Source organism: Desulfobacter latus, assembly GCF_013389365.1.
Taxonomy (GTDB): Bacteria; Desulfobacterota; Desulfobacteria; order Desulfobacterales; family Desulfobacteraceae; genus Desulfobacter; species Desulfobacter latus.
In genome coordinates this window covers 1-13,998 of sequence record NZ_JACADJ010000087.1, presented here as the reverse complement: position 1 = coordinate 13,998, position 13,998 = coordinate 1, and the positions used below count along the sequence as shown (strand labels likewise).

15 protein-coding genes are annotated in these 13,998 nt (G+C 48.0%); 5 read left to right on the top strand and 10 right to left on the bottom strand.

The window, feature by feature from the left end; translation table 11 throughout:
* A partial coding sequence (locus HXW94_RS16710; RefSeq protein ID WP_218576774.1) for a hypothetical protein occupies positions 1 to 344 on the top strand: 344 nt, incomplete at its 5' end.
* 357 nt (positions 345 to 701) lie between these two features.
* On the opposite strand, the gene HXW94_RS16705 is transcribed toward HXW94_RS16710, so the two are convergent.
* From HXW94_RS16705 to HXW94_RS16670, 8 genes are all read right to left on the bottom strand, one after another.
* Entirely contained in the window at positions 702 to 1,313 is a 612-nt protein-coding gene (locus HXW94_RS16705) for a hypothetical protein (RefSeq protein WP_178368042.1), read from the bottom strand.
* 89 nt (positions 1,314 to 1,402) lie between these two features.
* Complete coding sequence (locus HXW94_RS16700; RefSeq protein WP_178368041.1) at positions 1,403 to 2,164, bottom strand: hypothetical protein; 762 nt, start codon at positions 2,162 to 2,164, stop codon at positions 1,403 to 1,405.
* A 166-nt stretch (positions 2,165 to 2,330) separates the two neighbouring features.
* Positions 2,331 to 2,873, bottom strand: a complete 543-nt coding sequence (locus HXW94_RS16695; RefSeq protein ID WP_246294157.1) for a lytic transglycosylase domain-containing protein — start codon at positions 2,871 to 2,873, stop codon at positions 2,331 to 2,333.
* On the bottom strand, positions 2,822 to 3,169 hold the full coding sequence (locus HXW94_RS16690) for a hypothetical protein (RefSeq protein ID WP_218576773.1): 348 nt from the start codon (positions 3,167 to 3,169) through the stop codon (positions 2,822 to 2,824). Before HXW94_RS16690 ends, HXW94_RS16695 begins: the two co-directional genes overlap by 52 nt.
* Positions 3,159 to 4,091, bottom strand: a complete 933-nt coding sequence (locus tag HXW94_RS16685) for a hypothetical protein (protein ID WP_178368039.1) — start codon at positions 4,089 to 4,091, stop codon at positions 3,159 to 3,161. The genes HXW94_RS16690 and HXW94_RS16685 overlap by 11 nt, the downstream gene beginning before the upstream one ends.
* The gene (locus tag HXW94_RS16680) at positions 4,088 to 4,741 is read right to left on the bottom strand and encodes a hypothetical protein (RefSeq protein WP_178368038.1); all 654 of its coding nucleotides are present in this window, start codon (positions 4,739 to 4,741) and stop codon (positions 4,088 to 4,090) included. The genes HXW94_RS16685 and HXW94_RS16680 overlap by 4 nt, the downstream gene beginning before the upstream one ends.
* A 53-nt stretch (positions 4,742 to 4,794) precedes the next feature.
* Positions 4,795 to 5,364: a hypothetical protein gene (locus HXW94_RS16675; protein WP_178368037.1), complete on the bottom strand. Its 570-nt coding sequence runs from the start codon at positions 5,362 to 5,364 to the stop codon at positions 4,795 to 4,797.
* A gap of 75 nt (positions 5,365 to 5,439) precedes the next feature.
* On the bottom strand, positions 5,440 to 6,219 hold the full coding sequence (locus HXW94_RS16670) for a hypothetical protein (protein WP_178368036.1): 780 nt from the start codon (positions 6,217 to 6,219) through the stop codon (positions 5,440 to 5,442).
* 210 nt (positions 6,220 to 6,429) lie between these two features.
* Here HXW94_RS16670 and HXW94_RS16665 point away from each other — a divergent pair, with 210 nt between their 5' ends.
* On the top strand, positions 6,430 to 6,720 hold the full coding sequence (locus HXW94_RS16665) for a type II toxin-antitoxin system TacA family antitoxin (protein WP_178368035.1): 291 nt from the start codon (positions 6,430 to 6,432) through the stop codon (positions 6,718 to 6,720).
* Positions 6,710 to 7,201, top strand: a complete 492-nt coding sequence (locus HXW94_RS16660) for a GNAT family N-acetyltransferase (RefSeq protein WP_178368034.1) — start codon at positions 6,710 to 6,712, stop codon at positions 7,199 to 7,201. The genes HXW94_RS16665 and HXW94_RS16660 overlap by 11 nt, the downstream gene beginning before the upstream one ends.
* 92 nt (positions 7,202 to 7,293) lie before the next feature.
* Here the strand turns inward: HXW94_RS16660 and HXW94_RS16655 are convergent, their stop codons facing one another.
* Positions 7,294 to 7,866, bottom strand: coding sequence for a hypothetical protein (locus HXW94_RS16655; RefSeq protein WP_178368033.1), 573 nt, complete (start codon positions 7,864 to 7,866; stop codon positions 7,294 to 7,296).
* Complete coding sequence (locus tag HXW94_RS16650) at positions 7,859 to 9,229, bottom strand: DUF4384 domain-containing protein (protein ID WP_178368032.1); 1,371 nt, start codon at positions 9,227 to 9,229, stop codon at positions 7,859 to 7,861. Before HXW94_RS16650 ends, HXW94_RS16655 begins: the two co-directional genes overlap by 8 nt.
* A 286-nt stretch (positions 9,230 to 9,515) precedes the next feature.
* Between HXW94_RS16650 and HXW94_RS16645 the strand changes: the two genes are divergently transcribed.
* Together HXW94_RS16645 and HXW94_RS16640 are read left to right on the top strand one after the other, a co-directional pair.
* Positions 9,516 to 11,600, top strand: coding sequence for an SUMF1/EgtB/PvdO family nonheme iron enzyme (locus HXW94_RS16645; RefSeq protein WP_178368031.1), 2,085 nt, complete (start codon positions 9,516 to 9,518; stop codon positions 11,598 to 11,600).
* A gap of 234 nt (positions 11,601 to 11,834) precedes the next feature.
* On the top strand, positions 11,835 to 13,781 hold the full coding sequence (locus HXW94_RS16640) for an SUMF1/EgtB/PvdO family nonheme iron enzyme (RefSeq protein WP_178368030.1): 1,947 nt from the start codon (positions 11,835 to 11,837) through the stop codon (positions 13,779 to 13,781).
* Positions 13,782 to 13,998: the final 217 nt, after the last annotated feature.

Genomic DNA, 13,998 nt, shown 5'->3' with positions numbered 1-13,998 from the left:
AAATGAAAGGATCTCCTGAATATGGCATAGGAGATCAAGGCTATCGCAGCATGGTAAATCAAACAATCCCCAAAGACACCTCACATATTTTTCTGGGCAAAAGTTCGGATGTTGACGAAAAAGAACAGGACTATTGCCGAAAAGGTCGGTCCGCAACGGAAGGGTTTATCTCGGTCGCAAAGAACCTTCGTGGATTTGGTCTCAGTCTTTATCGGGGAATTGACGGAGACCGAATCTGGTCTCTTTTATGTCAGATTGGGTACAATCTGAAAAAATTTATTCAGCTCTATAATGATGAAGAGATCAGTGAAGAAAGCTTGATGAAACTCGGCTTGTTGGGCTGACTTATAACCTTATTTCAGATAGTTGATTGCCTGCGGTTTGTCGGGATGGGTGAATTGCGACCAAAAAACAATGAAATCGACTTAAAAAGCCCTTTGAGTCCATGGAAGCCTTTTTTTAACCAGAATTTTCAATGAAGGTCTTAAAAGGGGTATAGGCCTACCTTCATCATAATGAGAGAAAATCAGCAGATACTAAATAACTCGCTAATCAAAAAGTTAATTTTCCGATTGGTCCGGTAGAGACTTTATGGTGGACTTCTAAGTCAATGCCGTTTCCTTTCAAACCCAGTGTTTACAAGGTTTGGGAAAAAACTTGATCATCGAGATCGAGTAAAAGGCGGGACACACCCATTTTTATTATCTCACCTCAAGATAGGCAATTCCGTCCGTAATGGTAATAACCACCGCTTCATCCACCGCAAAAAAAGATTTTTGTGCAACATAAGGAGTCTCCATGACCACACCTTTTAACGTGCCCGCCTTAATGCCATGTTCAGACAGCAGGGTTTCAAGCCCTTTAATCCGGGTTTGAGACTCCCAACGGGTATTGCTGTTTTCCATGAGCAGCGCTTTGACCCTGCCGTCCATGAGAAGGGTAACGGACATGTCACCGGGCGGCGTTCCTTTCCATGGGCCATAGTGATAAAGCCCGGCCCCGATCACCACCATGAGAAGGATGGATGCGGCAAGGGCATACAAGGGTTTAAGCGTCTTCCAAAAAGCAGGTTGTTCCCCGTGGAGATCCACTTTGTCCCTTTGACTGCTCCCCGCCTGGGCCATGAGGGCCATATCCAGAATGTCACTGCATTTCTGACAGCGGTTCAAATGGTGGATAACCTTTTCTCTTTGGGCCGACGCCAACCGTCCCTCTATGAAGGCAGCCATTTCCTGTGGAGAGATCCCATGGGCACAGGACTCCCCATGGTCTTCTTTGTACGCTGCAACGATTGCTTTAATCCACTTTGCCATTTTGACCTCGTATTGCTATGCTGATCTCCAGAATCCAAACCCAAAACACACTGATGAAACAAGGTGTCTGATTATCCTATACGGACAGATTATAAATTCCGGATGCCCTGTTCCAGTAATGCCTCTTTATATTTCAATAATATTTTCCGGCGTATGCGACTAAGCCGGCGAGTGTCCATCCCAAGCATTTGTGCCACCTGTCCTGGCTTGATATCGCTGTGGTAAAGCTTGTCAACAATAAACCGTTCCTCTTCGTTCAGGGATGAAAATGTCTTTTTCAACACCGCCACAGCCTTTGCTTTTTGCTCAAAATCGAACTGATCAATGATCTGATCCAGGGGATTTAAATCATCAACCCTGCTGTCCTGCACCGACGGGCTGTGGTAATCTTCCAGGTGTTCAAATTCAGGATGTTGACGGCACTTAATTTCTGCCAGACGGTCAATATCGTTCAAGTAGTCGTCATAGGTACCGGTGTACAGGGGATCGGGTTCCGTTTTGACCAGATGAAAGGCATCGTCATAGGAAAATTTCTGCCAGCACACATAACGGTACACGGCCCGGGCCCATTGCCCCATTCGGGATACGGCCTCAGGGAATCGCCGTCTGCCGTATTTTTTACGTTTGAAATCAATGATCAGATTGCAGCTTACCGTATTCATGAATGCGCCGGAGGCGCTTTTATCGGTAAACGCCTTTAAACGCCTGCAATCATCCGCTTTCAAAGCATCAAGAATATAATTGAAGCATTCAAGTCCCTCATTTTCATCAAAAAACCATTTCTGACAGTTTTTTTCTATTTGATCGATATTTTCTTTTGTTAAGAGTTCCGCTGATACTGATATGCCCATGAATCCCAAACCTTAGTTTGAATCGGTACACTGCCTTAGCCCCCTACAACTGAATACTGAAAATAGGTGTATTGTTAACGTAATTGATTTAATTATTCAATTGAATTCAGACACACGGGTTGGAAATTATCTCCCGCCGGGTTCAAGGCGAAATTCTCACTTACGGTTATCTGAACCGGCGTTTTATATCCGGATAGAAGCCCAGGCGGTTCAACAGGCCGACATCATTTTTAAGTTGTTTTTCGGAGCTGAAAACCAGTACCACATGGGTTTCTCCAAAGGAGGTTCTGAACCAGTCGATGTCAAGTTCCGGCAATTTTTTCCTGAAATAAGCCATGAATCTTTCGGCACGGGCCGGGTTGTGGAACATGTTGACGGGAACCTTGTTGCCGGGTCTGTATTTTTCTCTTTTTTGGCCTGAATGCCCCGGCAGATCAGAGCCACCCAGTAGAACCTGAAGATGATGATAAATATACCCGCTGTACCAGTTGGCGCCCTCGGGAATGGCCGGATCCGACTTCGAACTCTTTTTGATCCTGCCGGGGCCGTAATTATACGCTGCCGCTGCCAGGTGAATATTTCCGTCATAACGGTCAATCATCATCCGGATATACCGGGCCCCTGCCATGATATTTTTACAAGGATTATAAAGGTCATTTAACTGTGTGAAACCAAGATCCTTTGCCGTTCCCGGCCATTGAATCTGCATGATGCCGTGGCAGTTTGCCGTGGATTTTGCATTTGGATTAAAATCCGATTCGCCCCTCTGGCAAAGGCCATGAGCAGACTAAGCGGAACATCGTAGGTTTTGGCAGCTTTTTTAAAACAGGCTTCAAACGGATATTCTTTTGCCGGCAGGAGATCCGTTTTTAATGACGCATAATTTTTCCATGCCCGGTTATAATCCATGTCCGGGATCTCTTTTCTAAACCCTTCTGTGGTTTGGGGCATACTTGTAACGATACATAGCCACAGAAAAATGTGCATAAGTACCTTAGTTTTCAAAATCAACCCTTCCATTGCTTTGAATGATGATATTTCCGCCCTTGCGGCCTTTCATCAGAGCGCTGATCTGCCTTGTTATCCCTTGAGACAGGGACACCCCAAAAAGAATCTCATTGGTTCCCGGAACGGACACTGCCTGTGCAGATGCCTGGATTACTTTATCCGGTACGGTCTGTCGGTCCATGTAATAAATTCGGCCTGAAAATGAAACCGGTACAAAGGCCCAGGGAACAGAGGCGGTCTTAAATTGCCAGAATCTGTCCTTGATGCGCATGTAGAGCGCAACTTGATTTCCCGTTTTAAGCGTGCTGAAAAGCGCATCGTCGGATGAAAAACCAAGTGAGAAACCTGTTTTTTCTTTTTCCGGAGATATTTCCGCTTCTGCTTTTGTTTTTGCCGCTACGGGGTTTACCAAAACATCCCCGGCTATATTCTGTTTTAAATCTTCCGCTTTGGATTCAAGCCGCTGGATTCCCCGCTTTATTCGCTGGATCTCATCTTCGATAAATCCAAGGGCCTGACGTTTTTCAGTATATGCCTGTTTTGTTGTTTCAAGTTGCGTTATAATTTTGTCTCTCTTTTTTTGAAGAATGGTGATCTGTTCTATAAAAGCCGAATGTAGCCTTTTAACCTGTTGATGCTCATTTCCGGCTTTTTGAAGTGCTTGCTCCATAGCGGCCAGGGTTTTGCCAACCGTCTGAACCCTTTGTTCAAGGCAGGTAATTTTATCCCTGACAATCTTTTGAGTATTGATCCGGGGTGAATTTGTCTTCCGGGTTATGGGCATGGATTTGACAAGGGAGAAAATAATCATCAGGCACATGCAGATCACAGCAAAAAAACGCATGGTGTCCGTCTGCAGGCTTTCCGTTTCATCAAGGGACGGCCGGGCAGAAAATCCCGGTTGTCGATACCGAATCATGCGGACTCCTTTGCGGTTTCGTTTGTAATTTTATCTCCTTGCTTCTTTTCTGTATTCTGTTCCATGATCCGGGCAATATGGTCCAGCCGGGCATGTATTTCCCGGGCTTCTTTTTTATACTGGTGTTCAAAACAGGCGTTCAGTCTAGGGCCGAGGAACCAGGCCTTTAACACCTTCATAAAATAGCCGCCGATTCCCCCGGCAATGGTGGTGGAAAGAGAAAGAAGAATCCCCCCGTCCACCAGCCGTGTCAGAATGGAAAAAGCGCCCTGGCTTGCAGCTGTTTCCGCGTCAATGGAACCGATGGATAAAACCAGGGCATTTCTCATGCCGATGGCCGTCCAGACCACACCAATACCGAAAAAAAGGTTGATCAACAGATCCAGTTTTTCCTGCATGGCCGCAACCTGTGCCGGTTCTACGCTCTCTTCATGGCCCAGTTGAACAAAAAGCCGATGGAGATAATAGAGGAAAAACACCAGGACAACGATAAAGGGGATGATGGAAAATCCCAGGTTTTTCATGGTCCATACCAGAATAGAGACCAGGGCAATTCCTTTTTCGGAACTGATGATGATCAAGCCTGAAAGGTTGAAAAGATAGATTCCCAGCACCGTAATTATAACGCCTGACAGCATTCCCTTTATCATGTCCACGCTCCTTACATTCGATGATCAAATTTTAGCTCGCGGCCTGCTGACGTCTATTGACTGTCGCAGGCCAGGCAGGCAGCCTCCAGAATGACGCCGATTTTCTCCCATTCCATACTTGCTTTTGCATAGGTCTTTTGATCTGCGCATACTTTGACCAGTCCCAGATATTTTTCTTTTAGTTCCATTTCTCCGTCCTCCAGAATTTTAGACAGACTCAGACAATAGCTGCATGTCTGGTATTCGGAAGGAAGAGAGATAAATCTCTCCTTAAAATACCGGTTGTAGGTATGTTTTGCTTCAAGGGTGGTGATAATGCCCTGATTCTTGGCCCAGACCAGAAATTCTTCAAATCGTTTTTTATTTTTGAGGGACGGGGCACCCTTGCAGACATTCAACAATGCCTCAAAAATTTCATCAAACCGTCCGGAACAATCGGGATGGGACAGCGTTTCTTTGGCTGTTTTAAACGCATTGGGAACCAGGTTGCCGGATGGCAGGGGACAGCTTGCCACCGGGGAAACCTTAGGTTCAACGGGTTGAGGGGACAGGGTATTGCACCCTGCCAGAAAGCAGCAGGCAATCAGTACGGATAGGGCCGGTTTCAAATAGTCGGTTTTCATTTTATTCTCCTTTGTCGTATTGAGGTGTGGGGTGGGTGACATCTGCATTTCGTAATCGGTTTACTTTCATGGGCCTTAGTCCATGTCCAGCTCACTTCCGAATGTGCCTTCCGCTTCCGGGCCGGCAGCCATGGCGGGCAGAACAGGTGTATCGTCAAACTCACCGAACACGATTTCTTTTACGGTGTTGACCATGGAGACCATTTCCGGGGTAACTGTTCCCCACTGTCCTTCAACCACGATCACCATCTTCTGCCGCTGGATTTCCTGGGTCATCAGATCAATGGTCTCCATAACGGCATGGCTGTCGAGATAAATCTCCGAAGCCAGGGAGGCAATGCTGCTACCGCCGCCGGCTTTTATCATCTCATAATACCTTGCAAACCGGCTGGACAGGGAGACCCGGCTTTTTACGACTTTTGGCCGTGCGCTGCCCGACAGTAGTTTCTGGATACCGGCCGGACTGATTTTCCGGCCCAGCTCCTTTTTAATCCGTTTTTCTATGCCTCTGCCCGTGGCCGCCACGGTCTGCTTCATCTCCGGAAGACTGGATTCCATGATTTCAAGCATCTCCTTATAATGGTCACCGATCTGCTTTTTGATTTCCAGACACCCGGGATCATCGGAATTGTCACACCCGATTTCTCGGTAAAGCTTAGTCTGTGTATCCAGCTTTTCAATGATGCCCTTCAGGGCCGTTTCCATGTCCTTGGCCATGGTTCCGGTATGGCTGATATGCTCCTGCACATCACTGGGAAACAGGTTGATGACCGGTGCCCCGGCCGCAGCTCCCGCCATGCCCAGCAGGCTGAAAAAGATAACAGGGTAAATGATTGTTTGTTTGAATTGCTGCATGGTTGTTTTCTCCTTTTACAGGTTCTGGGTGTTCTTAATTTGTGCCTTTAAAGAAAATTACGGACATGCAATGATTTTGGTTCAAAAAAAAATGGTTAAAGGCAGGATGACGTGATTTATAGTTTCTTGTCTCTAATTTCATATAAAAATTTTTGACAAGAGGTACATTTGTGGGTACAATAAGAAAAAATAATAATCCGAGGTGCCATTATGAGCGTAAATGCAATAAAAGATAATACATTAAAATTCCGTATGGATGCTATGACAGCAGATTTAATGGAACGTGCCCGTTCGTATGTCAAACTTGATAAGAGTAAATTTATTCGTCATAGCATTCGTGAAAAAGCTGAAGCAATTATAGCAGCGCATGAAAAAACACAATTTACACAAGATGATTGGTATATGTTTTTTGATATGCTCGATAACTTGCCGAAACCAACAGAGCGTATGATTAAAGCAGCAAAAAAATACAAAAAAATTACTACCCCAAATGCAATTTGAACACCTGAACCCGAAAAAACATGATCGTAAAAGTTTTGATTGCGGACTTGAGGCACTTAACCTTTACTTGCAACGTGGTACTAACCAGGATCAACGACGCAGCTTGACCAGAATATATGTTTTGGCGGAAGAACAACAATTGATTGGATATTATTCTATCAGTGCGCATTCTGTCTCGCGTGATAATTTACCAAGCGAGATTAAACTGGCAAGTTATCGTGATGTTCCGTTTTTACTGCTTGGCAGACTTGCAGTTGATAAAGCGTTTCAAGGACAAGGTTACGGAGATGCCTTGATTTTCCACGCCTTCAAAACAACGATGGAAGCAGCGGAAAAGATAGGAATTTTGGGTATGGTCGTTGATGCCAAAAATGAAAATGCTGCTTCTTTCTATGAAGGATTTGGTTTCAAAAGGTTAAAAGGTTCACGAAATAGGCTGATTTTGCCACTTTCTATTATGGCCGCACTTGTTAAAGATTAATAGGGCAGACGAATTTTTCAGAACGCGAAGGATTGCTGCCCATAATCCTGGTCCATTGCCAGTTTCCGTATCCTACTTTACGGACTTGGACACTATTTGAGAAACCCTGCGTTCTCTAATATCGTCATTTTTCTCTGTTGGTCGGCCGGATCGGAATACCGGAAAAAGACCTGGTATCCTTTTTCTGTTTTTTCCGCCTCACAGGGCAGGTTCAGGGCGGAACCGACATACCGGGCGAACTTCAGGGCCTTGGCGCGGCTTGAAAATCCCTGCCAGAAGACGGCTTTTTCCCGATGATCGGAACCCTGGGGCGAATCGTCAGGTAACGCACCGTTCATTTGGGGTTTCGCCTGGGCCTGTACGTCAGCGCCGGGTTCGTCAGCCACGCATTCTACGTCAGCAGTTTTCCAGGGCCCAGGTCTTTCATCCGGAATCCGGACCGTGACTTCCGATTGACTTTCACCCCCGGCGTCATCGTGTAAATCACTTACCATATCTGGTGAACCCCCTTCAAGTTCAGTTTTTTTTCCAACATCCATGGATATGACTTGGGGATTCATTGGACTTTCCGGTTCACTGTAGCCCGACCCCTTGAAAAACATGAGCCAGACGGTAAGTACCAGGATCGTACCAATCAGAAATCCGGTCAACATTGCTTTATTCATGATTACCTCTCCCTGTCCTGAACGGCAGAACATTCCAGGAAATCTGCGCACCATACTTCACGGCCGCAGCGTTTGCCCATTTTTTCATTTCAGAAAACTCGGCATCTAAGATTCTGACCCCGAAATACCCGGTTTTGGTGTAAGCCGGAAAATCCGGCAAAGGAGAGTTCGAAGCCAGGGCAACAATCAATTCTTCCCCCAGGGGCTCTTTCACTTCAATTTCAAAATCCGCATCATAATGATCTGCCGGTATGGTATAGATCTGTCCGGGCATCATTACAGGTGCGGGACTGGTAAACGCGTTGGGGTAGATTCTGATCATTGTGCCGTCTGCCGCCACGTTGAAAATTTTGATAAAAGCCCTTCTGCTGCTTCCGGCATGGATGGTGACGGCTTCTCCTTTTTTGAAAAACAACCCGGTTCTGCCTTTCCCGGTGGAAAGATCCAGCTTGAAAGGCTCCGGCACGGGCGGATACCCCCCGGGGAGGAGCCGGCGGTTTTCATCCGAAGGATCTGTTTCAAACCATTCCGATTTGACAAAGGCCTCCTGAATAATGCCGCTGAACGAAGAAAGAATCCGCCCGGAAGCCTTGATTTGCTTCAGCCGGGTATGAACAATAATCCCCTTGTCGTTTCGCATGATATCCCCGGTCAGGATCAGAGATGCCTCTTGCCGAGTGCCCACCAGACTGATGCCAGGGACACCGTCGGAGAGGATCGTGTTGAACCCCATGGTCAATCGTTTGCTCAAAGAAGGGCTTAATTGGCAAGAATGCGCCTTGACCCCCCGGGGATCAATGAACAAAGTGACGGGGGCATCGTCCCTGGCTGCTCCGGAATTAAATCTCTCTACCAGAATCTTTCCGGCAATACGGGTCAAGTCCTCGGGAGATCGAATGGCCGGTTTAAATAAGTCCGGTGGAAGACAGTGATTGTAAACAATCATCCGGGACACTGCAGCCACGCTCCGGTTTTGCTTGTGCATCAATGTGAGGTGGAGAATGGTTGTGTTTTTTCCGGACTTGTATTCCGGTTTCAGGAAAAATTCGGCATTTCCGCCATTTTGGGTCTGGAAAATCATAGACCTTCCCAGCGCTTCTTTGATTTGCCGATCCAGCGTTTCTCCCAGCAGCAGATAATGCTCCCCGTCTTCGGGTTTGGGGGTTCTGATTTCCACCTCAATTCGGTAGGGGCTGTTGTAATCGAGTTCAAGTTGAGCAACAAGATGACCGCCCAGCCTGTCTAAACCGGGTTTCGGCCCGGTTGAAACAGGCGGCTCCCCATTATGTCCGACCTGTGAATGGGTGCAGGACAACAGGCTTAAGCAGACAAGACACGCAAGTGGTGTTAAAAATAATTTCATCGGTTAAACTCCTTTGACCATCAAATGATTCAATCCGTTTTGTCATTCAGGTTCCTACCCATACATATTAATACGGACAGATTATCAAATTTGAAAAATTAGCTGTCTTCGCCCAAAAAAATGATGCATTTTTTTTTTGTGTCCGTTATCTATCTGTAAAGATTTAATTCGACTTGCCGGCCTGGGATCTGGTTCAAAAGGATATCCGGTCGATGACTGTCACATTAAACGATCAAAAACAGTGCCGAGATGAAAAAACTGCAAGAGCTTCTGAAAAAGGCGGGATATGACCCTAAAGGTATTGATGGGAAATGCCGGAATCAAAAGGAATGTGTTCGCCCGCAACGTGCCCGACAAGTCAGCAGACGCCGACTTTAGGATTTTCCGGGCATGGAGACATGATTCGACTGATCAAAAATTAAGGCATTTGCTTAAAATTAAAGATCTTGAAAGGAAAAACGACAATATACCGATGGCCACAAAAAGAAATCGAGAACATATTCCGGCAGTGTGCTGGATATGGATTATTATTTTCAGTCTGACAGTCAGCACCGGCAGTGCCGCACAGGATGACCGGGGAATCAAGCGGATCAATACCCGGCGTGTGGCCCTGGTGATTGGAAACGGCAATTATGATGTCTCGCCGTTGAGAAATCCGGTCAATGATGCCGATGATATGGAGAAGGTTCTCAAAAAGCTGAAATTTAAAGTCATCAAAGGGACCAATCTGAACAAAAAGGAAATGCTCAATCATCTTTCCAGGTTTTCTAAGGCGTTGCGTCAGGCCGATGTGGGGCTCTTTTTTTTTGGCGGCCACGGGATTCAGCTCAATAACCGGAACTATCTGATTCCTGTGGGCTGCATAGTGGAAGCTGAGACGGATGTTGAATATGAGGGCCTGGACGCCGGGCGGGTGATTTCAAGAATGGGGTCAGCCGGAAGCCGCCTGAACATCGTGATCCTGGACGCCTGCCGGAACAATCCCTTTCATCGCAGTTTCAGAAGTTCGGCCCAGGGCCTGGCCCGCATGGATGCCCCCAAGGGCACCATTATTGCCTATGCTACCAGTCCGGGTTCCGTGGCCTCGGACGGCACCGGCAGAAACGGCACTTATACCCGTCACTTGCTTTCGGCATTCCCTGTACCGGGACTGAATATTCAGGATGTTTTCAACCAGGCCGGCATGGGCGTGATGGAAGAGACCGGGGACAAGCAGATCCCGTGGACCTCAAATACTCCGATACCCCGGTATTTTTTAGCCGGCGGGCCGGGGGGCGGTGACCGGATACCCTCTAAAAAAGGCAGTATCACGGTCAAACCCATCCCGCCGGACAGCTGGATCAGAATACTCAATATTCCGCCCAAATATCGGGACGGCATTCAACTTGAGCCGGGCAGATATCATATCGAAGTGTCGGCAAACGGGTATACGCGGCAAAGAGAGTGGGTCACCCTTCGGGCCGGACAGGATCTTGTGCTGAATGTAGACCTTGTTGAAGAATCCGAACCTGAGCCGATCCTCCGACCTTTACAAGGGACCTTGGGAATCAGTTCAAACAATACAAACAATACAAACAATACAAACAATACAAATAATACAAATAATACAAATAATACAAATAATACAAATAATAAGCCAGTAAGGCCGGTATCGCCCTCCCCCGGCGATACCTGGACCGAGCCGGTCACGGGCATGGTCTTTGTCTGGGTGCCGGAAGGGTGTTTCAGGATGGGGAGTGATTCAGGAAATAACGAGGAAAAACCGGTCCACCGGGTTTGTTTGGACGGCTTCTGGATGGGAAAAACCGAAGTCACCCAGGGGCAGTGGAAAATAATCATGGGAAATAATCTGTGGAAAAAAATTATGGGAAATAATCCGTCATATTTTAAATCCGGGGACAGCCACCCTGTAGAACAAGTATCCTGGCATGATGCCAAAAAATTTGCATCGAAACTAAGCACGGAATCAGGTCAAGAATTTAAACTGCCTTCGGAAAGCCAGTGGGAGTACGCGGCCAGAAGCGGGGGGAAAGATGAAACATATGCCGGTGGTGATCATTTGGATCAGTTGGCATGGTATGATGACAACAGCGGAGGGAAAACACACCCGGTCGCTGACAAATCCCCAAACGGCCTTGGTCTTTATGATATGTCCGGCAATGTCTGGGAGTGGTGTGAAGATGTTTACGATAAGAATGCCTACGCAAAGCATGCCTCAAAAAATCCACTTGTTTTATCCGGTAGTACCTCCCGGGTGGTCCGGGGCGGCAGCTGGAGCAATAACCCGAGGTTCGTGCGGTCTGCTATCCGTATCGGGCTTGATCCTGGCGATACTTACAGCTTCATGGGGTTCCGTCTCTGCGTTCCCTGAGCCCGGCAGGCTGCCATAAAGGCTTACCGGACAACGTATATTCCTGCTTCCCCGAGGGGAACAAACATATACCTTGATCATATTTTAGGCCATACGGATTTCCGGTAGGTTGGGTTGAGGAACGAAACCCAACGCCGATAAGTTGTTGGGTTTCACTTCGTTCAACCCAACCTACGCTGTGGCCGATGTTATGACCAAGCCCAAATTAAAAACCTTGAAAGGAAAAATGACAATATGCCAATGGTCACAAAAGGGAATCGAAAATATATTCCGGCAGTGTGCTGGACATGGATTATTATTTTCAGTCTGACAGTCTGTACCGGCAGTGCCGCACAGGATGATCGGGGAATCAAGCGGATCAATACCCGGCGTGTAGCCCTGGTGATTGGGAACGGCAATTATACGACCTCGCCGTTGAGAAACCCCGCCAATGATGCCGATGATATGGAGAAGGTTCTCAAAACGCTGAAATTTACAGTGATCAAAGGGACCAACCTGAACAAGCGGGAAATGCTCAATTACCTTTCCAGGTTTTCTAAGGCCTTGCGCCGGGCCGACGTGGGGCTGTTCTTTTTTGGCGGCCATGGTATCCAGTTCAACAACCGCAACTACTTGATTCCTGTGGGCTGCACGGTGGCGGATGAGACCGATGTTGAGTTTGAAAGCCTGGACGCCGGGCGGGTGATTAAAAAAATGGCGGCGGCTGGAAGCCGCCTGAACATCGTGATCCTGGACGCCTGCCGCAACAACCCCTTTCACCGTAGTTTTAGAAGTGCCTCCCAGGGCCTGGCCCGCATGGATGCCCCCAAGGGCACCATTATTGCCTATGCCACCAGTCCGGGCTCCGTGGCCTTGGACGGCACCGGTAGAAACGGCACCTACACCCGCCATTTGCTTTCGGCATTCCCTGTGCCGGGGCTGAATATCCAGGATATTTTTAACCAGGCCGGCATGGGTGTGATGGCAGAGACCGGGGACAAGCAGATCCCGTGGACTTCAAACACCCCCATTCCACGATATTTTTTAGCCGGGGGACCGGGGGACGGAAACCGGACACCCTTTAAAGAAGGCAGTATCACAGTCAAACCCACTCCGCCGGACAGCCGGGTCAGAATACTCAATATTCCGCCCAAATATCGGGACGGCATTCAACTTGAGCCGGGCAGGTATCATATCGAAGTGTCGGCAAGCGGGTATACCCGGCACAGAGAATGGATATCCCTTGAGGCGGAACAGAACCTTGTGCTGAATATAGACCTTGTTGAAGAATCCGTGCCTGAGACGGTTCTCCGGCCCTCTCCCGGTGATACCTGGACCGAACCGGTCACGGGCATGGTGTTTGTCCGGGTGCGGGAAGGGTGTTTCCAGATGGGACAAACTCAGTCGGAAAAAGATTACCTGATTAAAGAATACGGTCAGGAAAACTATGATAAATATTATACTGATGAACACCCCCGGCACCAGGTCTGCCTGGACGGGTTCTGGATGGCCCGAAAAGAGGTGACCCGGGATCAGTTCGCGTTGTTCATCCGGGAAACCGGATACCGGACCGATGCGGATAAAAAGGGCAAAGCATGGATTTACAACAAAGAGACAGACTGGACGTGGAAAGAAAAATCCGGACACAACTGGAAAAATCCGGGATACAGCCAGAGCGGCACCCATCCGGCAGCGACCGTATCCTGGAACGATGCCAAGGCGTTTATCAAGTGGTTGTCAAAAAAATCAGATCAGACATTTGCCCTGCCTACGGAAGCCCAGTGGGAATATGCCGCCCGGGGCGGCATAACAGACATGCGGTTCTGGGGCCGGGAGGATAAAAATGCCTGCACCTATGCCAATATTGCCGACAAAGGAAGCAATTGGAGTAACGCATTTCCCTGCAGTGACGGCTATAAATTCACAGCGCCGACCGGCAGTTTTCGTTCCAATCCCTTTGGCCTGTATGACATGCTTGGTAATTTATGGGAATGGTGTGAAGATGTGTATGATAAGAAGGCTTATTCAAAACATGCTGGAAAAAATCCTGTGATTACGTCTGGTGCTTCGTCCCGGGTGCTCCGGGGCGGCGGCTGGGGCAATGACCCGAGGGTCGTGCGGGCTGCTAACCGTTACTGGGGTGTTCCTGGCAGTGCGTTCAGCAGCGTAGGGTTCCGTGTCTGCGCTCCCCGAGTCCGGTAAGCCGGTTTGTCGGAAATAGGAAACAGAAGCAGCCGGAGCAGTAGCGGTCATCCGTTCCGTATGAATATGATCTTGGAGCAAAGCGGAGCAGCGGTGTGACCGGCATGGTCATGAACTAACTGGTGAAAGTCCAGTCATAGCCCCAGAAAGGAGGGAATATGTAGGCTAAGGCAAGGGTGCCTGAAGAAACTTCCCGGAGCTGCCCGAGGAGGGATAA

Bases quoted from the DNA above. Each gene is read 5' to 3' on its own strand.
- HXW94_RS16705 (WP_178368042.1), bottom strand. From the start codon at position 1,313: ATGGCAAAGTGGATTAAAGCAATCGTTGCAGCGTACAAAGAAGACCAT.
- HXW94_RS16700 (WP_178368041.1), bottom strand. From the start codon at position 2,164: ATGGGCATATCAGTATCAGCGGAACTCTTAACAAAAGAAAATATCGAT.
- HXW94_RS16695 (WP_246294157.1), bottom strand. From the start codon at position 2,873: ATGCAGATTCAATGGCCGGGAACGGCAAAGGATCTTGGTTTCACACAG.
- HXW94_RS16685 (WP_178368039.1), bottom strand. From the start codon at position 4,091: ATGATTCGGTATCGACAACCGGGATTTTCTGCCCGGCCGTCCCTTGAT.
- HXW94_RS16680 (WP_178368038.1), bottom strand. From the start codon at position 4,741: ATGATAAAGGGAATGCTGTCAGGCGTTATAATTACGGTGCTGGGAATC.
- HXW94_RS16675 (WP_178368037.1), bottom strand. From the start codon at position 5,364: ATGAAAACCGACTATTTGAAACCGGCCCTATCCGTACTGATTGCCTGC.
- HXW94_RS16670 (WP_178368036.1), bottom strand. From the start codon at position 6,219: ATGCAGCAATTCAAACAAACAATCATTTACCCTGTTATCTTTTTCAGC.
- HXW94_RS16665 (WP_178368035.1), top strand. From the start codon at position 6,430: ATGAGCGTAAATGCAATAAAAGATAATACATTAAAATTCCGTATGGAT.
- HXW94_RS16660 (WP_178368034.1), top strand. From the start codon at position 6,710: ATGCAATTTGAACACCTGAACCCGAAAAAACATGATCGTAAAAGTTTT.
- HXW94_RS16655 (WP_178368033.1), bottom strand. From the start codon at position 7,866: ATGAATAAAGCAATGTTGACCGGATTTCTGATTGGTACGATCCTGGTA.
- HXW94_RS16650 (WP_178368032.1), bottom strand. From the start codon at position 9,229: ATGAAATTATTTTTAACACCACTTGCGTGTCTTGTCTGCTTAAGCCTG.
- HXW94_RS16645 (WP_178368031.1), top strand. From the start codon at position 9,516: ATGACCCTAAAGGTATTGATGGGAAATGCCGGAATCAAAAGGAATGTG.
- HXW94_RS16640 (WP_178368030.1), top strand. From the start codon at position 11,835: ATGCCAATGGTCACAAAAGGGAATCGAAAATATATTCCGGCAGTGTGC.